Source organism: Roseobacter sp. FCG-D35 (assembly GCF_033436665.1).
In the GTDB taxonomy this organism is placed as follows: Bacteria; Pseudomonadota; Alphaproteobacteria; order Rhodobacterales; family Rhodobacteraceae; genus JAWQFO01.
Genome location: NZ_JAWQFO010000003.1, coordinates 424367 through 440344 on the forward strand (window position 1 = coordinate 424367; position 15978 = coordinate 440344).

The following is a 15978-nucleotide window of genomic DNA, read 5'->3' on the forward strand; positions in this document are numbered from 1 at the left end:
GGGCGAGGTGCGCACCTCGCCCACGGTGATCGACAGGCGGTTCAGTTCCGGATCGTGCACCTCGCCGCGCGCGAGAACCTCGGACAGTGCCCGGCGGACCAGTTCGCCCACCCGGAGCTGGCGCTGGGACGGGCCTGCGCCGTCATGGGATCGGTTGCGTGTCATGCCCTCCATCTACGCCCTCATCCCGGCTTTGCCAAGCGCAGCGTCCCGCGCTAAGCAGGCCGGCAACGGGGGCAGGCAGGAGAGTGCTGAGATGACGGAAACTGTGGGGATCGCGGTCACGGGCGTCTCCGGCCGCATGGGGCGCATGCTGGTCGAGATGGTGTCCGAGACACCGGGCGTGCACCTCGCCGGCGCGGTCGAGCGGCCCGGCCATGACTGGATCGGCAAGGATCTCGGCAGCCTGCTCGGGCCTGCAGGCGACGGTGTCACCGTCACCGATGACGCTGCGCAAGCCTTCGGTGTCGCCGGCGCCGTGGTCGATTTCACCGCTCCGAGGGCCACGATCGCCTTCGCCGAGGCTGCGGCCGCAACCGGGGTCGTGCATGTCATCGGCACCACCGGCATGACGGTGGACGAGATCGCGCAACTCGATCCGGCGGCGAAGAAGACGCCGATCATCCGCGCCGGCAACATGAGCCTCGGCGTCAACCTACTGGTGCAGATCACGAAACAGGTCGCTGCCGCGCTCGACGCGGATTTCGACATCGAGGTGATCGAGGCGCACCACAACCGCAAGGTCGACGCACCTTCGGGGACCGCCCTGATGCTTGGCGAAGCGGCCGCAGAAGGTCGCGGGGTTGACCTCGACGCCGTGTCGGACCGGGGCCGAGACGGGATCACGGGCCCGCGCGAACGCGGACACATCGGGTTCACAGCGATTCGCGGCGGCGACATCATCGGCGAGCACGACGTGATGTTCGCCTCCGCCGAGGAACGGCTGGTGCTGCGTCACGTCGCCTCCGACCGGCGGGTCTTTGCCCGTGGCGCCCTGAAAGCGGCGCTCTGGGGGCAAGGCCGTGCGCCTGGCGCCTATGACATGCTCGACGTGCTCGGACTGAAAACCGGCTGATTTCCGCGCCCGACGGCAAGAAATTGAAACCAATCGGCCCGTTCCTTCGTAGGTCCTACAGGAAACAAACGAAGGAGGAAGGCCATGACCAGACTTCTTGCAGTAATTGCGCTTGTCCTGTCGGGCGGCGCAGCATCGGCGGATTTCGCCAAGCTCCAGAGCGAGAGCGACTTTCTGCGCGCCGTTCAGGGCAAGGTGCTGACGCGTCCGCTGGTCCGGTTGCAGGTCGGCGCGGATGGCAGCATCGCGGGGCGCGGCGCGACCTGGGACGTGGACGGAAACTGGGCCTGGCAGGGCGGATATTTCTGCCGTTCGCTGAACTGGGGCGGTGATGATCTGGGCTACAACTGCCAGGAAGTGGCGCTGGACGGATCGCGGATCCGGTTCACGTCCGACAAGGGCGCAGGGCGCTCGGCGGATTTCACTCTGCGGTAAACGCCCGGCCCGAAACCCTGGCCCCCGTGCCGCGGGGCCGGGTCAAAAGTCGACCGCGATCCCCTTTTTCTCCCAGTCGCCATAGCGGACCGGCTCCGGTCCGTCGCGTCCACCGAGTTCTGTTGGCAGGTCCAGAGCGCGCGCCTTTCGGCGTCGTTCCTCGGCCTCCGCAAGCGCGCGTCGAGCGGCGGGCGGAAGTTCATCGGGAGTTCTGGCGTCGTCGGTCATGGCGGCTGTCCTGCTGCGTCAGGCCTTGATATACGGCGTGCTCTGGCGCAGACAACCCGTCGACACGCACGGAGCTTTCCATGGCAGACACCGGCATCGCGGCGCGGCGCAGCGCGCTTTACCTTCTCGACCAGGTTCTGGGCGAGGGGCGGCTGATGTCCGAACTGCAGGCTACCGGCGCGCTTGACGCATTGTCACCCGCGGATCGCGCCCGGGCCCAGCGCCTTGCCCTCGACACGCTGCGTGGGCTCGAACGCGCCGATCGTCTGCTTCAGAAGCATTTGCAGAAGTATCCTCCACTGCCCGTGCGCAACGCCCTGCGTCTCGGGACTGTCGAACTCTGCCAGGGCGGCGCGGCGCATGGCGTTGTCGGTACGCTGGTCGAGATCGTTTCACGCAACCGCAGGCATGGTCGGATGAAAGGACTCGTGAACGCGGTTCTGCGCAAGGTCGCAGCCGAGGGGCCCGATGCGTGGTCGGCCTTGCGCGCCCCGCGACTGCCGAAATGGCTGCGCGGACCTCTGGTCGAGGCTTGGGAGGCGGAGGCGGTCGCGGCCATGGAAGCGGCGCATTTCGCGGGCGCTTCGCTGGATCTGTCGGCAAAAACGGATGCCGAGGCGGTGGCGCGGGCAACCAACGGCACCCTCTTGCCCACAGGCTCGGTCAGGATCGCGTCACCGGGGCAGGTCTCGGCCATGCCGGGATACAAGGACGGGGACTGGTGGGTGCAGGATGCTGCTGCGGCGCTGCCGTCGCGGGTACTCGCGCCAAAAGAAGGCGAGGCCGTGCTCGATCTTTGCGCGGCCCCCGGTGGCAAGACACTGCAACTGGCCGCCGCCGGGGCCGTCGTCACGGCGGTCGACGACAGTGCGGGGCGCAGCGCCCGGATTACCGAGAACCTTGCCCGCACCGGCCTGAGAGCGGAGGTCGTCGTCCGGGACGCAAGGAAGATGGCCGGGCAGTGGACCGCGATCCTGCTCGATGCGCCCTGTTCGGCCACCGGTACGATCCGGCGTCACCCGGACCTGCCCTTTGCCAAGGACGGATCGGACTTCGCCGCGCTCATCGCGCTGCAAACCGAGTTGATCGACCATGCCTGGAGCCTGCTGGCCCCCGGCGGACGTCTCGTGTTCTGCACCTGCTCGCTGCTGCCCGACGAGGGCGAAGTGCAGATCGAAGAAGCCCTGGCGCGACACAGCGACATGCGCGTCGATCCCGCGGCGCTCGACCTGCCGGGCATTGACCCGGCCTGGCGCAGCGCGGAGGGCGGCCTGCGCCTGCGCCCGGACTACTGGGCCGATCGCGGTGGCATGGACGGCTTCTACATCGCCTGCCTGCGCAAGAGCGCCTGACAGCGGAAATCTCCCGCGATCCAAGTCACGGGACATTCGGCGGTGACTTGCGCGCCTGCCGCGGCTATCATCCGGCCGCAAACGCCGGCAGAGCGTGAGAGGCAGACCATCGACATGTCCGACACCCGCAGTTTCGCCGCGCGCAGGACGCGTTTCCTGAACCGTTTCCACGCGGCGCGCGCAACGCGCGGCAAGACCCGGCATGCAGGATTCGTCTCTTCTCCGGAGCCGCGCACCATCGGCAGCTACGCGCGCGGACGGCAACTGATCGCCGGCAACGTGCTCTTTGCCGGGCACCTGGTGGAAAGCGCCGATGGCGCGCTTTGGGACCTTGCCGCCCCCAACGAGGCTTACCTGCAGGAGATGCACGGGTTCGCCTGGCTCGACGACCTCGCCGCCGTGGGCGATGCCAAGGCCCGCGCGGCGGCGCAGCGCTGGCTCTGGGAATGGATCGCGCGTTACGGACGCGGGCGCGGGCCGGGCTGGACTCCGGACCTGACCGGACGTCGGCTGATCCGCTGGATCAACCACGCCATCTTCCTGCTGCGCGGGCACGAGTCCGAGGGCAGCCACGCGTTCTTCCGCAGCCTCATGCAGCAAACCACCTTCCTGTCGCGCCGCTGGCAGGGCGCGGCGCACGGGTTGCCGCGTTTCGAGGCGCTGACCGGGCTGATCTACGCCGGGCTCGCCCTCGAGGGTCTCGAGGCGATGGCCGACCCCGCCGTCAAGGCACTGGCGCGTGAATGCAAGACGCAGATCGGCGCGCAGGGTGGTCTGCCGACTCGCAACCCTGAGGAACTGCTCGAGGTCTTCACGCTGCTGACCTGGGCTGCCGCCGCCCTGTCGGAAGCCGGACGGGGCACGCCAAAGGAACATCTCGACGCGATCGAGCGGATCGCGCCGACGCTTCGGACCCTGCGCCACTCCGACGGCGGGCTTGCGCGCTTTCACGGCGGCGGGCGCGGGGCCGAAGGCTGGCTCGACCATGCGCTGGCACAGGCGCGGGTCAAGACGCGGCATCCCGACGGGCTGTCGATGGGTTTTGCGCGGCTTTCGGGCGGGCGTACCAGCGTCATCGTCGACGCCAGCCGGCCGCCCACCGGCAAGACCTCCTACAACGCGCATGCCTCCACGCTGGCCTTCGAGCTGACGTCGGGCCGTCGCCCGCTGGTGGTCAACTGCGGTTCCGGCGTCAGCTTCGGGCCCGACTGGCGCCGCGCAGGACGGGCCACGCCGTCGCATTCCACGCTGGCACTCGACGGCTATTCCAGCGCCCGGCTGGGCAGTTCGCACGGGATGGGGCGCGAGACGCTGGAAGACGCGCCGAGCCGGGTCCCGATCGAGATCAGCCACGTCCCGGACGGGCTGCAGTTCCAGGGCGGACACGACGGCTATGTGGCGACCCACGGGCTGACCCATGCCCGTACGCTCGAGCTGACGTTCGACGGCCGCGCGCTGGCCGGTGAGGACATGCTGCTGGCGCTCGACGGCGAGGAGCAGCGCAGCTTCGACCGCGCGATGGACGCCAAGAAGCTTGGCGGTATCGGCTTCGACATCCGCTTTCACCTGCACCCGGAGGTCGACGCGACCATCGACCTCGGCGGCGCGGCGGTGTCGATGGCCCTCAAGAGCGGCGAAATCTGGGTGTTCCGCCACGATGGCACGCAGACGCTCGAACTCGCGCCGTCTGTCTACCTCGAGAAGGGCCGCTTGAAGCCGCGCGGCACGAAACAGATTGTCCTTTCCGGGCGCGCCATGTCATACGCCACGCGCGTTCGGTGGTCCTTGTCCAAGGCGCAGGAAACTGCGATTGGCGTCCGCGACCTCGCGCGCGACGAATGACAGCCCAGACAAGGATCCCGCAATGACCGACCTCTATCCCGTGAAACGCGCCCTGCTTTCGGTGTCGGACAAGACCGGCCTCGTCGAGTTCGGCACGGCGCTGGCGGCGCGCGGGGTCACGCTGCTGAGCACCGGAGGCACCGCGAAGACGCTGCGCGACGCGGGACTTGACGTGACGGACGTCTCCGAGGTCACGGGCTTTCCCGAGATGATGGACGGGCGCGTCAAGACCCTGCATCCCGTGGTACACGGCGGGCTGCTGGCCCTGCGCGACAACAAGGCCCATGTCGGCGCGATGGGCGAGCACGGCATCGCGGCCATCGACCTCGTGGTGGTCAACCTCTACCCGTTCGAGGAGACCGTGGCGCGCGGCGCGGAATATGCCGAGGTGATCGAGAACATCGACATCGGCGGGCCCGCGATGATCCGGTCGGCGGCCAAGAACCACGGCTTCGTCAACGTGATCGTCGACGTCGAGGACTACCTGCCGTTTCTCGACGAACTCGAGGCCAACGACGGGCAGACAGGCTATGCGCTGCGCCAGCGCCTTGCCCAGACCGCCTATGCCCGCACCGCCGCCTATGACACCGCCGTTTCGACATGGATGGCTGCACAGACCGGGGCCACGCCGCGCCGCCGCAGCTTTGGCGGTACGCTGGCGCAGGAACTGCGCTACGGCGAGAACCCGCACCAGAGCGCCAGTTTCTACACCGACGGCACCGCGCGGCCAGGCGTCGCCACAGCGAAACAGCTGCAAGGCAAGGAGCTGAGCTACAACAACATCAACGACACGGACGCGGCCTTCGAGCTTGTCAGCGAATTCGCGCCGGAAAGCGGTCCGGCCTGCGCGATCATCAAGCACGCGAATCCCTGCGGTGTCGCCCGGGGCGCCACGATGGCCGAGGCCTACCGCCGCGCCTTCGACTGTGACCGCACCTCCGCCTTCGGTGGGATCATCGCGCTGAACCAGCCCCTCGACGGCGCGACCGCCGAGGAGATCGCCGGTATCTTCACCGAGGTGGTGATCGCACCGGGTGCGGATGACGCGGCGCGCGAGGTATTCGCCAAAAAGAAGAACCTGCGCCTGCTGACGACCGAAGGTTTGGCCGATCCGGCGGCGGCGGCCTTGGCCGTTCGGCAGGTCTCGGGCGGCTATCTCGTGCAGGACAAGGATGTGGGCCCGGTCGCGGCAGAAGATCTCAAGGTCGTGACCAAACGCGCCCCGTCCGGGCAGGAACTCAAGGACCTGCTGTTCGCCTGGACTGTCGCCAAGCACGTCAAGTCGAACGCGATCATCTACGTCAGGGACGGGGCGACCGTGGGCGTCGGCGCCGGCCAGATGAGCCGCGTGGACAGCACCCGCATCGCCGCGCGCAAGGCGCAAGACATGGCCGAGGCGCTGGGGCTCGACGCGCCGCTGACCCAAGGTTCGGTCGTCGCCTCGGACGCCTTCTTTCCCTTCGCCGACGGGCTGGTGACTGCCGCAGAGGCCGGGGCGACCGCGCTGATCCAGCCCGGTGGGTCGATGCGTGACGACGAGGTGATCGCCGCGGCGGACGAGGCCGGTCTCGCCATGGTCTTTACCGGCATGCGGCATTTCAGGCACTAGGAGGAGAGTTTCATGCGCCTCGTCTTCTGGTCCGCGCTCGTCGCCATCCTGATCGACCAGGTCAGCAAGTACGTTGTCGTGCACGCCATGGAGCTTTACCGCGTGCGCGAGATCACCGTGCTGCCGCCGGTGCTGAACTTCCGCTACGGCGAGAACCGGGGCATCAACTTCGGCCTTCTTGACGGAGACTCCGAGGTGACGCGCTGGGTCCTGATCGGCCTTGCGGTGGTGATCTGCGTGGCGGTTCTGTTCTGGATCCGCGGGCAGGCGATGAACCGCTGGAGCCTGATCGGGGCCGGCCTGCTTGTCGGCGGCGCGCTGGCCAACGTGATCGACCGGCTGCTCTACGGCTACGTGCTCGACTTTCTCAACATGTCCTGCTGCGGGATCGACAATCCGTTCGTCTTCAACCTCGCAGATGTCTTCATCTTCGCGGGGGCTGCCGGACTGGTGCTCTTCGCGCCCGACACCGGCAAGACACCGCGGAGCAAGTCCCCGCGACGGTCGGGAAGGCAAAAAGGACCGTGACATGCTGCGCCGCTCTGCGATAACACGATGAGAACCCGAGGAGACGACCGATGCGCCTGATGCTGGGCATGATCCTGACGAGCCTCGTGCTGGGCGGCTGCGCCAACAAGGGACTGCACGACCTGCGCCGCTATGGCGACGGCCCCGACGAATTCATCGTGCTGCCGAAAAAGCCGCTCGAGCAGCCGCAAAGCTACGCGCAACTTCCCGCGCCGACGCCGGGGCAGGCGAACCGGACGGATGTCTACCCGGTGCAGGATGCGCTCGCGGCCGTGGGCGGCCAGGCGCAATCGCCGCTCGGGCCGGTGCCCGCGAGCGACGCGGCGCTGGTCGCTGCCGCCAGCCGCCACGGGGTCGCGCCGAACATCCGCCAGGTCGTGGCCGAAGAGGATGCCGAATTCCGGCGTCGCAAGGCGCGGCTCACGCAGTACCGCATCGTGCCCACCGACAGCTACAACGAGGCCTACAGGCGCGAGGCCCTCAACCAGGGCGATACGGCGCAGGCCTGGCGCCGCGCCGGGGCCCGCACGCCGAGCTATCCGCCGCAGAACTGAGGCCGCGATCACATCTCTGCCAGCTTGGCCTTGATCCCTGCGCCGAAGGCCGTACTTCTGGTTCGTCCGGCCTCGCGCCGCAGTCCGGACACGGCAGTCATGCCGGGCGGGCGGCGCCGACCGAAGGACCAAAGATGCCCAGACTGACCCCGCTTGCATTTGCGCTTGCCCTGTTGCTGTCACCCCCGCTTTCGCTTGCGACGCAGGCCTCGGAGACCGGCACCGAGGCGGTGACCACCTTCACGCTCGAGAACGGCATGCAGGTCGTGGTGGTCGAGGATCATCGCGCGCCTGTTGTGCAACAGATGGTCTGGTATCGGGCCGGCTCCGCGGACGAACCGAAAGGCTCCTCGGGCGTGGCGCATTTCCTCGAGCATCTGCTGTTCAAGGCGACGGACACGATGGAGGCCGGCGAGTTCTCGGCCGTGGTCGCGGCCAACGGCGGGCAGGACAACGCCTTCACCTCCTTCGACTACACCGCCTACTACCAGCGCGTCGCCGCCGACCGGCTCGAGCTGATGATGCAGATGGAAGCCGACCGGATGCGCAACCTGCGCCTGACCGAGGACAACATCCGCACCGAGCGTGACGTCATTATCGAAGAGCGCAACCAGCGCACCGAGAACAACCCGCGCGCGCTCTTCTCCGAGCAGATGAACGCGGCGCAATATCTCAACCACCGATACGGCACGCCCGTGATCGGCTGGATGCACGAGATGCGCTCGCTCGACATGGAGGATGCGCTGAGCTTTTATCGGACCTACTACGCGCCCAACGACGCGATCCTCGTGGTGACCGGCGACGTCACCCCCGATGAGGTGCGGGCGCTGGCCGAAAAGCATTACGGCGCCATCCCGGCAAACCCCGACCTTCCCGAACGCATCCGCACCGAAGAGCCGCCGCAAACCGCCGAGCGGCGCGTGATCTATCGTGACGCGCGCGTCGCCCAACCTTACGTGATGCGCTCCTATCTCGCGCCAGAGCGTGACCCGGGGGACCAGGACACCGCCGCTGCCCTCACCCTGCTGGCCGATATCCTCGGCGGCGGCACCACGTCTTTCCTGACCGAGCAACTGCAGTTCGACAGCCGCGTGGCGACCTACTCGGGCGCCTTCTACCGCGGCGTATCGCTCGACGACACGACCTTCACGCTGATCGTGGTGCCGCAGCCTGGCGTGGAACTGCAGGAGGCCGAGGACGCGCTCGACGCGGCACTGGCGACGTTCATGGAAACCGGGGTCGACCCCGAACAGCTCGACCGGATCAAGCTGCAGATCCGCGCCAACCAGATCTACGAGCGCGACAATGTCGACCGGATCGGCAACCGCTATGGCCAGGCGCTCGCCAGCGGCCTGACCATCGCCGACGTGAAGGCATGGCCCGAGACGCTCGATGCCGTGACCGAGGACGACATCATGGCGGCCGCGCGCATGGTCTTCGACAAGCGCCGCTCGGTCACCGGATGGCTGATGCGCGACGAGGGCGACACCGTTGCCGAAACCCTGACCGAAGGGGCCGAAGAGGCCGAGGTGATCCAATGAGCCGCCTGATAACCGCGTTCATTCTCGTTCTGGTCTGCGCGCTTCCGCTGCGGGCCGAGGTCGAGATCCAGGAAGTGACGTCCCCGGGCGGTCTCAAGGCCTGGCTGGTCGAGGAACACTCGATCCCCTTCACCGCGCTCGAGATCCGGTTCCGTGGCGGTGCCTCGCTAGACGCACCGGGCAAGCGCGGGGCGATCAACCTGATGACCGGACTGCTCGAAGAAGGTGCCGCGGACATGGATGCCCGCGCCTTCGCCCGCGCCACCGAGGCGCTGGCGACGAGTTTCGGCTTTGATGTTTCGGATGACGAGTTGTCGATCTCGGCACGCTTCCTGACCGAGAACCGCGACGAGTCGATCGCCCTGCTGCGAGCGGCTCTCACAGAATCGCGCTTCGATGCGGAAGCCATTGAGCGTGTCCGCGGACAGGTTATGTCGATCATCCGCTCGGAAGCCAAGGACCCCGGCGACATCGCCGCGCGGACCTTCGACCGCATCGCCTACCCCGACCACCCCTATGCCAGTTCGCTCAACGGTACCGAGGAGAGCGTGGCGGCGCTGACCCGTGACGATCTGGTCGCGGCCAAGAACGCGGTCATGGCGCGCGACCGGATCTACATTGGTGCTGTAGGCGACATCACGCCCGAGGAACTCAGCAGCCTCGTCGACGATCTGCTCGGCGATTTGCCTGCCGAAGGGGCGCCGCTCCCAGAGCATATCGAGGTCGGACTTTCCGGCGGCGTGACCGTCGTGCCCTTCGCGACGCCGCAATCGGTGGCGCTGTTCGGGCAGCGCGGCATCGCGCTCGACGATCCGGACTATTTCGCGGCGATGGTACTGAACCAGGTCCTCGGCGGCGGGTCTTTCGAAAGTCGGCTCATGGACGAGGTGCGCGAGAAGCGCGGGCTGACCTACGGGGTCTATTCCTACCTCGCGGCGCGCGACTATGCCGAGGTCTACATGGGCAGCGTCAGTTCGGCCAACGACCGCATCGCAGAGGCGATCGCCGTGATCCGCGACGAATGGACAAAGGCTGCGACCGAAGGCCTGACGGCACAGGAGATCGAGGACGCCAAGAAATACCTGACCGGCGCCTACCCGCTGCGCTTCGACGGCAACGGCCCGATCGCCAACATCATGGTCGGCATGCAGATGATGGGGCTGCCCGTCGACTACATCGCCACGCGGAACGACAAGGTCGAGGCGGTTACGCTCGAGGACGTGAACCGGGTTGCGGGCGAACTGCTCGATCCCGAGGCGCTGACCTTCGTCGTCGTCGGTCAGCCCGAGGGCCTCGAGAGCACGCCGGCTAACTGATCCCGAAAGCGCCGCGGTGCGCCGGAAAATTGCAATTTTCCGGGCCGGAGTTTTGCAAAACTCAGGGCTGTCGCGTGGTCATTCGCCGTAGGGCACCCAGATGTTCTTGACCTCGGTCGCGGCCTCGAGAAAGGCGCGGCCCTCGCCCTCGGCGCCCGCCCAGTCGCGCGACTGCCCGTTGTTCACCCAGGTCCGCTTGAGGTTGCCTGCAGAGGCCGCCTCGACCACGCGCGACAGGTCGCTGTCGCCGAAGCTCCAGACCGCGTCGACATCGAGATGGCGCGCCAGGGGTTCCGCGATCTCGGCCTGCTTGCCGGTCAGGATGTTGACCACGCCGCCCGGAACGTCGGAGGTCTCGAGGATCTGTACGAAGTCGGTTGCCGCCAGCGGGAAGGGTTCGGAGGCGGCGAGAACCACCCGATTGCCCATCGCGATAGCCGGCGCGAGGCACGAGACCAGCCCCAGCAAGGGCGCTTCGGCGGGGCAGAGCGCGCCGATCACTCCCACCGGCTCGCGCATCGCCAGCGCCACGCCGCGGATCGGCACGCCGTGGACCTGGCCGTCGAACTTGTCGGCCCAGGCGGCATAGGTGAAGAGCCGGCGGAGCGTCGCCTCGACTTCCTGCGCGCCGGTCTTGCCGCCGGTCAGCCCGTCGATCCTCCGCGTGAAATCCTCCGCCCGGGCCGACAGGTTCTCGGCGATATAGTAGAGGATCTGCGCGCGCAGGTGACCGGTTGTCTTCGACCAGCCTGCCGCCGCCTGCGCTGCCTCGACGGCGTTGCGCACGTCCTTGCGGTTGGCCAGCGAAACCTGACCCAAAAGGTCTCCGGACTTGCTCCAGACCGGGGCCGAGTAGCCGCCGTCTGGCCGCGCCTGTTTGCCGCCGATGTAAAGCTTTGCCGTGCGGTCCAGCGGATCCGCAGGTGCGCCGGACCCGGAGAACGCCACGGGCGCCTTCAGCGCCTTTGCCGCACCTTTGGGTTTGGTGTAGGCCGAAAGCCCTTCCCAGCCGCCTTCGCGCCCGAAGCCGCTTTCGCGCACCCCTCCGAAACCGGCGGCGGCGTCGAGCAGGTTCGTCGCGTTCACCCAGACCACGCCGGCGGCGAGCTTCGGCGCGATGTCGAGCGCGAGGTTCAGGTTCTCGGTCCAGACCGTCGCTGCCAGCCCGTAGCGCGTGTTGTTGGCGAGACTCACCGCCTCGCCGGGCGTGCGGAACGTCGTCGAGACCAGAACCGGTCCGAAGATTTCCTCCTGCATCAGCGGGTCGGCCGGCTGCAATCCGGTGATCAGGGTCGGCGGGTAGAAGCATCCGGCCTCGGGCATCGCCCCCGTCGCGACATGGGTCTCGCCGGCGGTATTGCCATCGACCAGTGCCGCGATCGCGTCGCGCTGCACGGGGTCGACGATCGCACCCACGTCGATGCTCTTGTCGAGCGGATCGCCGACGCGCAGCTTGTCCATGCGCGCCTTGAGCTTGGCGTAGAAGACGTCGGCCACCGGTTCATGCACCAGAAGCCGCGACCCGGCACAGCAGACCTGTCCCTGGTTGAACCAGATCGCATCGACCAGACCCTCGACGGCACTGTCGATATCGGCGTCGTCGAAGACAATGTAGGGCGACTTGCCACCAAGCTCGAGCGTCAGGGCCTTGCCCGACCCGGCGGTTGCCTCGCGGATGCGCCGCCCGACGGCGGTGGAGCCGGTGAAGGCGACCTTGTCGACATCGGCGCTCACGATCAGCTCACCCGTCGCACCGTCGCCCGTCACGATGTTCACGACGCCTTTCGGCAGGCCGGCCTGGCGGCAGATGTCGGCGAACAGCAGCGCGGTCAGCGAGGTGTACTCGGCCGGTTTCAGCACCACCGTGTTGCCCATCGCAAGCGCCGGGGCGATTTTCCACGCCAGCATCAACAGCGGGAAATTCCACGGGATCACCTGTCCGCAGACCCCCAGCGGAGCACGGTCCGGCAACTCGCTTTCCATCAGCTGCGCCATGCCGGCGTGGAAGTAGAAATGCCGCTGCGCGAGCGGGATGTCGATGTCTCGGCTCTCGCGGATCGGCTTGCCGTTGTCGAGCGTCTCCAGCACGGCGAACAGCCGCGAATGCTTCTGCAGCAGGCGCGCGATGGCATAGAGATGCCGCGCCCGGCCATGCCCGCCGAGCTTTTCCCATTTCGGTTGCGCCCGACGCGCGGCCTTCACGGCAGCATCCACGTCAGACTGGCCGCCTTGCGTCAGCTTTGCCAGCGTTTCGCCAGTCGCCGGGTTGCGGCTCTCGAACCCCTTGCCAGGCTTGGTGAAGGCGCCGTCGATGAAATGGCCGAACCGACCACCTTGTGCCTCGATCCAGGCCAGAGCTTCTGCGGCGCTTTCGGGTGCGGGGCCGTAATCCATCGTTTCGAAGATCTCGGAGACGTTCATGTGCGGGCCTCGGGTCAGCTCATTGCGTGGCGGTAGGTGGCGGAATAGCTGCCGGTGACATGGTGTTCGAGCTGGCGCTCGATGTCGCCCAGAAGCGATGAGGCGCCGAAACGGAAGAGGTCTGGCTGCAACCAGCGGTCGCCCAGCTCCTCCTTGATCAGCGCCAGGTAAGTCAGCGCGTCCTTGGCCTTCGAGATGCCGCCCGCGGGTTTGTAGCCGATGCGGTACCCGGTGCGGTCGTAATAATCACGCAGGGCCCGGATCATCACGAGGCTGACCGGCAGGGTGGCATTCACGCTTTCCTTCCCGGTCGAGGTCTTGATGAAATCAGCCCCCGCCATCATGCAGACCATCGAGGCGCGCGCGACGTTGCGCAGCGAGCCAAGCTCGCCGGTGGCGAGGATCGCCTTTACATGCGCTTCGCCGCAGGCTTCGCGGAACGCCTTCATCTCGTCGTAAAGCGCCTGCCAGTCGCCCGACAAAACGTGGCGGCGCGAGATCACGATGTCGATCTCTGCCGCGCCCGCCTTCACGCTTTCGCCGATCTCGGCGATGCGCAGATGCAGCGGCGAGAGACCGGCGGGAAAGCCCGTCGAGACCGCCGCGACCGGGATGCCTGTGCCCTGCAGGGCGCGGACCGCGGCGGGGATCATGTCGTGGTAGACGCAGACCGCGCCGGTGGTGATCGGCGGTGCACCAAGCGCGTCGAGGAGGGGTTGGCTCACGGGCTGGCGCGCCTTGGCGCAAAGCCGTTCGACACGCCGCTCAGTATCGTCGCCTGACAGTGTGGTCAGGTCGATGCAGGTGATCGCGCGCAAGAGCCACGCCGCCTGGTACGCCTTCTTGACCGAGCGCCGGGCACCGATGGTCGCCGCGCGGCGTTCGATGGCTGAGGTGTTTGCCTGCATCGCGCGCACCCAGTCCATGTCGAGCGCCATGCCCGGGTTGCGGGGTTCGGTCACCTGCGGCAGGTGGTTCGGGCCGGCTGCTGTGGCCGCTTGCATCGTCTCAGTCTTCATCGGCAGGTCCTCGGGCGGGCAGGGGAACACGGTCGCATGCGCCTTCGGCCTTGGCAAGCGACGCCGCCGCGTCCGTCAGCCGTGGCACGACCCAAGGCGCGGCGAATCAGTCCTGACCATCGCCTTGCGTCGGTCTGCGAGTGCCCGATGTCATCGCGCAAGGGCATCAAATGCGCGGCTCCGCGCCGAAACTGGGCTAATTTGCCGGTAAAGTTAAGAATCATTCTCATTCTCATTGACTTGTTGCGAACGGTTCGCATATTCAGCGCATGACCCAACGGAACAGCTCTTTCCCGCTGACACGACGCGCGGCCCTCGCGGTGCTGACCTCGGCGCTCGCATTCGGTGCCGCACCTCGCGTCGCATTGTCCTCTTCTCCGCTCGATGTCGTTGCCACAACCGGCATGATCGCCGACGCCGCCATGCGCATCGGCGGGACACGTGCGAACGTGCGCGCCCTGATGGGGCCGGGGGTCGACCCGCACAGCTACCGCCAGACCCGCAGCGACATCGTGGCGATGACGCGCGCCGACCTCGTGCTCTGGCACGGGCTCTACCTCGAAGCGCAGATGGAACAGTTCCTGGCAGATCTCGGCCGCAAGCGCGAGGTCGTGGCTGTCGCCGACGCTCTTCCCGAGGACCTGCTGCTGAGCCACGCCGATTACGCGGGCCGCCACGATCCGCATGTCTGGATGGTGCCGACGCTCTGGGCGCAGGTTCTGGAGGGCATTCCGGACCTTCTGGCAGCGCAGCGGCCCGAGGCGGCGGAAGATTTCGCGGCCAACTGGGCGGCGCACAAAACGGAGCTTGCCGAGTTGGACAGCTATGGCTCGGATGTGCTGTCCCGGGTGCCCGAGGGCCAGCGCGTCCTGCTGACCGCGCATGACGCCTTCGGCTATTTCGGGCGGGCCTACGGTTTCGAGGTGATCGGCATTCAGGGGATCTCAACCGAAAGCGAGGCCGGGCTGAACCGGATCGGCGAACTGGTCGACCTGCTGGTCGAGCGCGGCATTCGCGCGGTTTTCGTCGAGAGCTCGGTCTCGGACCGCAACATCCGGGCGCTTGTCGAGGGCGCGGGCGCGCGCGGGCACGAGGTCGGCATCGGCGGCGAGCTCTTCTCGGACGCGATGGGCGTTCCGGGCACGTACGAGGGCACCTACCTCGGCATGATCGACCACAACGTGACCGTGATCGCCGGGGCCCTCGGCGCCGACGTGGACCCGCGCGGGCGGCTCGGCAAGCTGGCGACGGGAAGCTGACATGACGCTCGAACTCGCGGCAAGCGACGGCATGACCCGCCGGCAGGACCTGGCGCAAAGCCCGCTGGCGGTGCGCGGCATGACCGTGTCCTACGGCCAGAAACCGGCGATCTTCTCGGTCGACATGACTGTGTCGGCAGGGGCGATGACGGCCATCGTCGGCCCCAACGGCGCGGGCAAGTCGACGCTGCTCAAGGCGGCGCTGGGGATTCTCAAGCCGCTCGCCGGTCAGGCGCTGGTCTTCGGCCAGCCGGTCGACAAGGCGCGCGACCGCATCGCCTACGTGCCGCAGCGCGCCAGCGTCGACTGGGATTTCCCAACCCGCGTGATCGACGTCGTGCTCATGGGGCTCTACCGCAAGCTTGGGCTGCTAGGCCGTGTGCGCCCCGCGCACCGGGCGACCGCGATGGACTGCCTGCGGCGCGTCGGCATGGAGGATTTCGCGACGCGCCAGATCGGCCAGCTTTCCGGCGGCCAGCAGCAGCGCGTGTTCCTGGCGCGCGCGCTGGCGCAGGGGGCGGATCTCTACCTGCTCGACGAGCCTTTCGCCGGAGTCGACGCGGCGACGGAAAAGGCGATCATCTCGGTGCTGAAAGAGCTGCGCGATGCCGGCCGGACCGTGGTCGCCGTGCATCACGACCTGAGCACGGTGCCGGAGTATTTCGACGATGTGTTCCTGATCAACACTCGCCGCATCGCCGAGGGCCCGGTGGCCGAGATCTTCACACCGGAGAACCTTCAGGCCACCTATAGCGGGCGCATCGCCGAGGCGCAGATCGCCCGCATCGCCGGAGCCTGA

General features: G+C 67.5%; 15 protein-coding genes. 11 read left to right on the forward strand and 4 right to left on the reverse strand.

The features are described from left to right. On the reverse strand, positions 1 to 165 hold a 165-nt coding region (locus tag R5H30_RS10365), incomplete at its 3' end, for a ribosome-binding factor A (RefSeq protein WP_507028652.1). Between the two features lie 91 nt (positions 166 to 256). On the opposite strand from R5H30_RS10365, the gene dapB reads away from it, so the two are divergent. Next, the gene (gene dapB, locus R5H30_RS10370; RefSeq protein ID WP_318328214.1) at positions 257 to 1075 is read left to right on the forward strand and encodes a 4-hydroxy-tetrahydrodipicolinate reductase; all 819 of its coding nucleotides are present in this window, start codon (positions 257 to 259) and stop codon (positions 1073 to 1075) included. 84 nt (positions 1076 to 1159) lie between these two features. Continuing rightward, positions 1160 to 1510, forward strand: coding sequence for a dihydrodipicolinate reductase (locus tag R5H30_RS10375; protein WP_318328215.1), 351 nt, complete (start codon positions 1160 to 1162; stop codon positions 1508 to 1510). 42 nt (positions 1511 to 1552) lie between these two features. Here the strand turns inward: R5H30_RS10375 and R5H30_RS10380 are convergent, their stop codons facing one another. After that, positions 1553 to 1738 (reverse strand): DUF1674 domain-containing protein, encoded by a 186-nt coding sequence (locus R5H30_RS10380; protein WP_318328216.1) that lies wholly within the window; start codon positions 1736 to 1738, stop codon positions 1553 to 1555. An 80-nt stretch (positions 1739 to 1818) separates the two neighbouring features. Here R5H30_RS10380 and R5H30_RS10385 point away from each other — a divergent pair, with 80 nt between their 5' ends. The 7 genes from R5H30_RS10385 to R5H30_RS10415 all read left to right on the forward strand — a co-directional run bounded on the left by R5H30_RS10385 (position 1819) and on the right by R5H30_RS10415 (position 10480). Then, positions 1819 to 3090, forward strand: a complete 1272-nt coding sequence (locus R5H30_RS10385) for an RsmB/NOP family class I SAM-dependent RNA methyltransferase (protein WP_318328217.1) — start codon at positions 1819 to 1821, stop codon at positions 3088 to 3090. A 114-nt stretch (positions 3091 to 3204) separates the two neighbouring features. Beyond that, positions 3205 to 4932, forward strand: a complete 1728-nt coding sequence (locus tag R5H30_RS10390) for a heparinase II/III family protein (protein ID WP_318328218.1) — start codon at positions 3205 to 3207, stop codon at positions 4930 to 4932. A gap of 22 nt (positions 4933 to 4954) precedes the next feature. Further along, positions 4955 to 6541, forward strand: a complete 1587-nt coding sequence (gene purH / locus R5H30_RS10395; RefSeq protein ID WP_318328220.1) for a bifunctional phosphoribosylaminoimidazolecarboxamide formyltransferase/IMP cyclohydrolase — start codon at positions 4955 to 4957, stop codon at positions 6539 to 6541. 12 nt (positions 6542 to 6553) lie between these two features. Then, positions 6554 to 7069: a signal peptidase II gene (lspA, locus tag R5H30_RS10400; RefSeq protein ID WP_318328221.1), complete on the forward strand. Its 516-nt coding sequence runs from the start codon at positions 6554 to 6556 to the stop codon at positions 7067 to 7069. A gap of 50 nt (positions 7070 to 7119) precedes the next feature. Continuing rightward, the gene (locus tag R5H30_RS10405) at positions 7120 to 7623 is read left to right on the forward strand and encodes a DUF3035 domain-containing protein (RefSeq protein ID WP_318328222.1); all 504 of its coding nucleotides are present in this window, start codon (positions 7120 to 7122) and stop codon (positions 7621 to 7623) included. Positions 7624 to 7757: 134 nt separating this feature from the next. Next, positions 7758 to 9164 (forward strand): M16 family metallopeptidase, encoded by a 1407-nt coding sequence (locus tag R5H30_RS10410; protein ID WP_318328223.1) that lies wholly within the window; start codon positions 7758 to 7760, stop codon positions 9162 to 9164. After that, positions 9161 to 10480 (forward strand): M16 family metallopeptidase, encoded by a 1320-nt coding sequence (locus tag R5H30_RS10415; protein WP_318328224.1) that lies wholly within the window; start codon positions 9161 to 9163, stop codon positions 10478 to 10480. The genes R5H30_RS10410 and R5H30_RS10415 overlap by 4 nt, the downstream gene beginning before the upstream one ends. 78 nt (positions 10481 to 10558) lie before the next feature. Here R5H30_RS10415 and R5H30_RS10420 read toward each other — a convergent pair whose 3' ends face one another. Next, positions 10559 to 12901, reverse strand: a complete 2343-nt coding sequence (locus tag R5H30_RS10420) for an aldehyde dehydrogenase family protein (protein ID WP_318328225.1) — start codon at positions 12899 to 12901, stop codon at positions 10559 to 10561. Positions 12902 to 12915: 14 nt separating this feature from the next. After that, entirely contained in the window at positions 12916 to 13920 is a 1005-nt protein-coding gene (gene deoC / locus R5H30_RS10425; RefSeq protein ID WP_412105126.1) for a deoxyribose-phosphate aldolase, read from the reverse strand. Positions 13921 to 14189: 269 nt separating this feature from the next. On the opposite strand from deoC, the gene R5H30_RS10430 reads away from it, so the two are divergent. Both R5H30_RS10430 and R5H30_RS10435 read left to right on the forward strand, forming a co-directional pair. Then, positions 14190 to 15179: a metal ABC transporter solute-binding protein, Zn/Mn family gene (locus tag R5H30_RS10430; protein WP_318328226.1), complete on the forward strand. Its 990-nt coding sequence runs from the start codon at positions 14190 to 14192 to the stop codon at positions 15177 to 15179. Between the two features lies 1 nt (position 15180). Then, positions 15181 to 15978, forward strand: coding sequence for a metal ABC transporter ATP-binding protein (locus R5H30_RS10435; RefSeq protein ID WP_318328227.1), 798 nt, complete (start codon positions 15181 to 15183; stop codon positions 15976 to 15978).

What these genes read in the sequence shown, in the direction of transcription:
- dapB (WP_318328214.1), top strand. Translation starts at nt 257, where the DNA reads ATGACGGAAACTGTGGGGATCGCGGTCACGGGCGTCTCCGGCCGCATG.
- R5H30_RS10375 (WP_318328215.1), top strand. Translation starts at nt 1,160, where the DNA reads ATGACCAGACTTCTTGCAGTAATTGCGCTTGTCCTGTCGGGCGGCGCA.
- R5H30_RS10380 (WP_318328216.1), bottom strand. Translation starts at nt 1,738, where the DNA reads ATGACCGACGACGCCAGAACTCCCGATGAACTTCCGCCCGCCGCTCGA.
- R5H30_RS10385 (WP_318328217.1), top strand. Translation starts at nt 1,819, where the DNA reads ATGGCAGACACCGGCATCGCGGCGCGGCGCAGCGCGCTTTACCTTCTC.
- R5H30_RS10390 (WP_318328218.1), top strand. Translation starts at nt 3,205, where the DNA reads ATGTCCGACACCCGCAGTTTCGCCGCGCGCAGGACGCGTTTCCTGAAC.
- purH (WP_318328220.1), top strand. Translation starts at nt 4,955, where the DNA reads ATGACCGACCTCTATCCCGTGAAACGCGCCCTGCTTTCGGTGTCGGAC.
- lspA (WP_318328221.1), top strand. Translation starts at nt 6,554, where the DNA reads ATGCGCCTCGTCTTCTGGTCCGCGCTCGTCGCCATCCTGATCGACCAG.
- R5H30_RS10405 (WP_318328222.1), top strand. Translation starts at nt 7,120, where the DNA reads ATGCGCCTGATGCTGGGCATGATCCTGACGAGCCTCGTGCTGGGCGGC.
- R5H30_RS10410 (WP_318328223.1), top strand. Translation starts at nt 7,758, where the DNA reads ATGCCCAGACTGACCCCGCTTGCATTTGCGCTTGCCCTGTTGCTGTCA.
- R5H30_RS10415 (WP_318328224.1), top strand. Translation starts at nt 9,161, where the DNA reads ATGAGCCGCCTGATAACCGCGTTCATTCTCGTTCTGGTCTGCGCGCTT.
- R5H30_RS10420 (WP_318328225.1), bottom strand. Translation starts at nt 12,901, where the DNA reads ATGAACGTCTCCGAGATCTTCGAAACGATGGATTACGGCCCCGCACCC.
- deoC (WP_412105126.1), bottom strand. Translation starts at nt 13,920, where the DNA reads ATGAAGACTGAGACGATGCAAGCGGCCACAGCAGCCGGCCCGAACCAC.
- R5H30_RS10430 (WP_318328226.1), top strand. Translation starts at nt 14,190, where the DNA reads ATGACCCAACGGAACAGCTCTTTCCCGCTGACACGACGCGCGGCCCTC.
- R5H30_RS10435 (WP_318328227.1), top strand. Translation starts at nt 15,181, where the DNA reads ATGACGCTCGAACTCGCGGCAAGCGACGGCATGACCCGCCGGCAGGAC.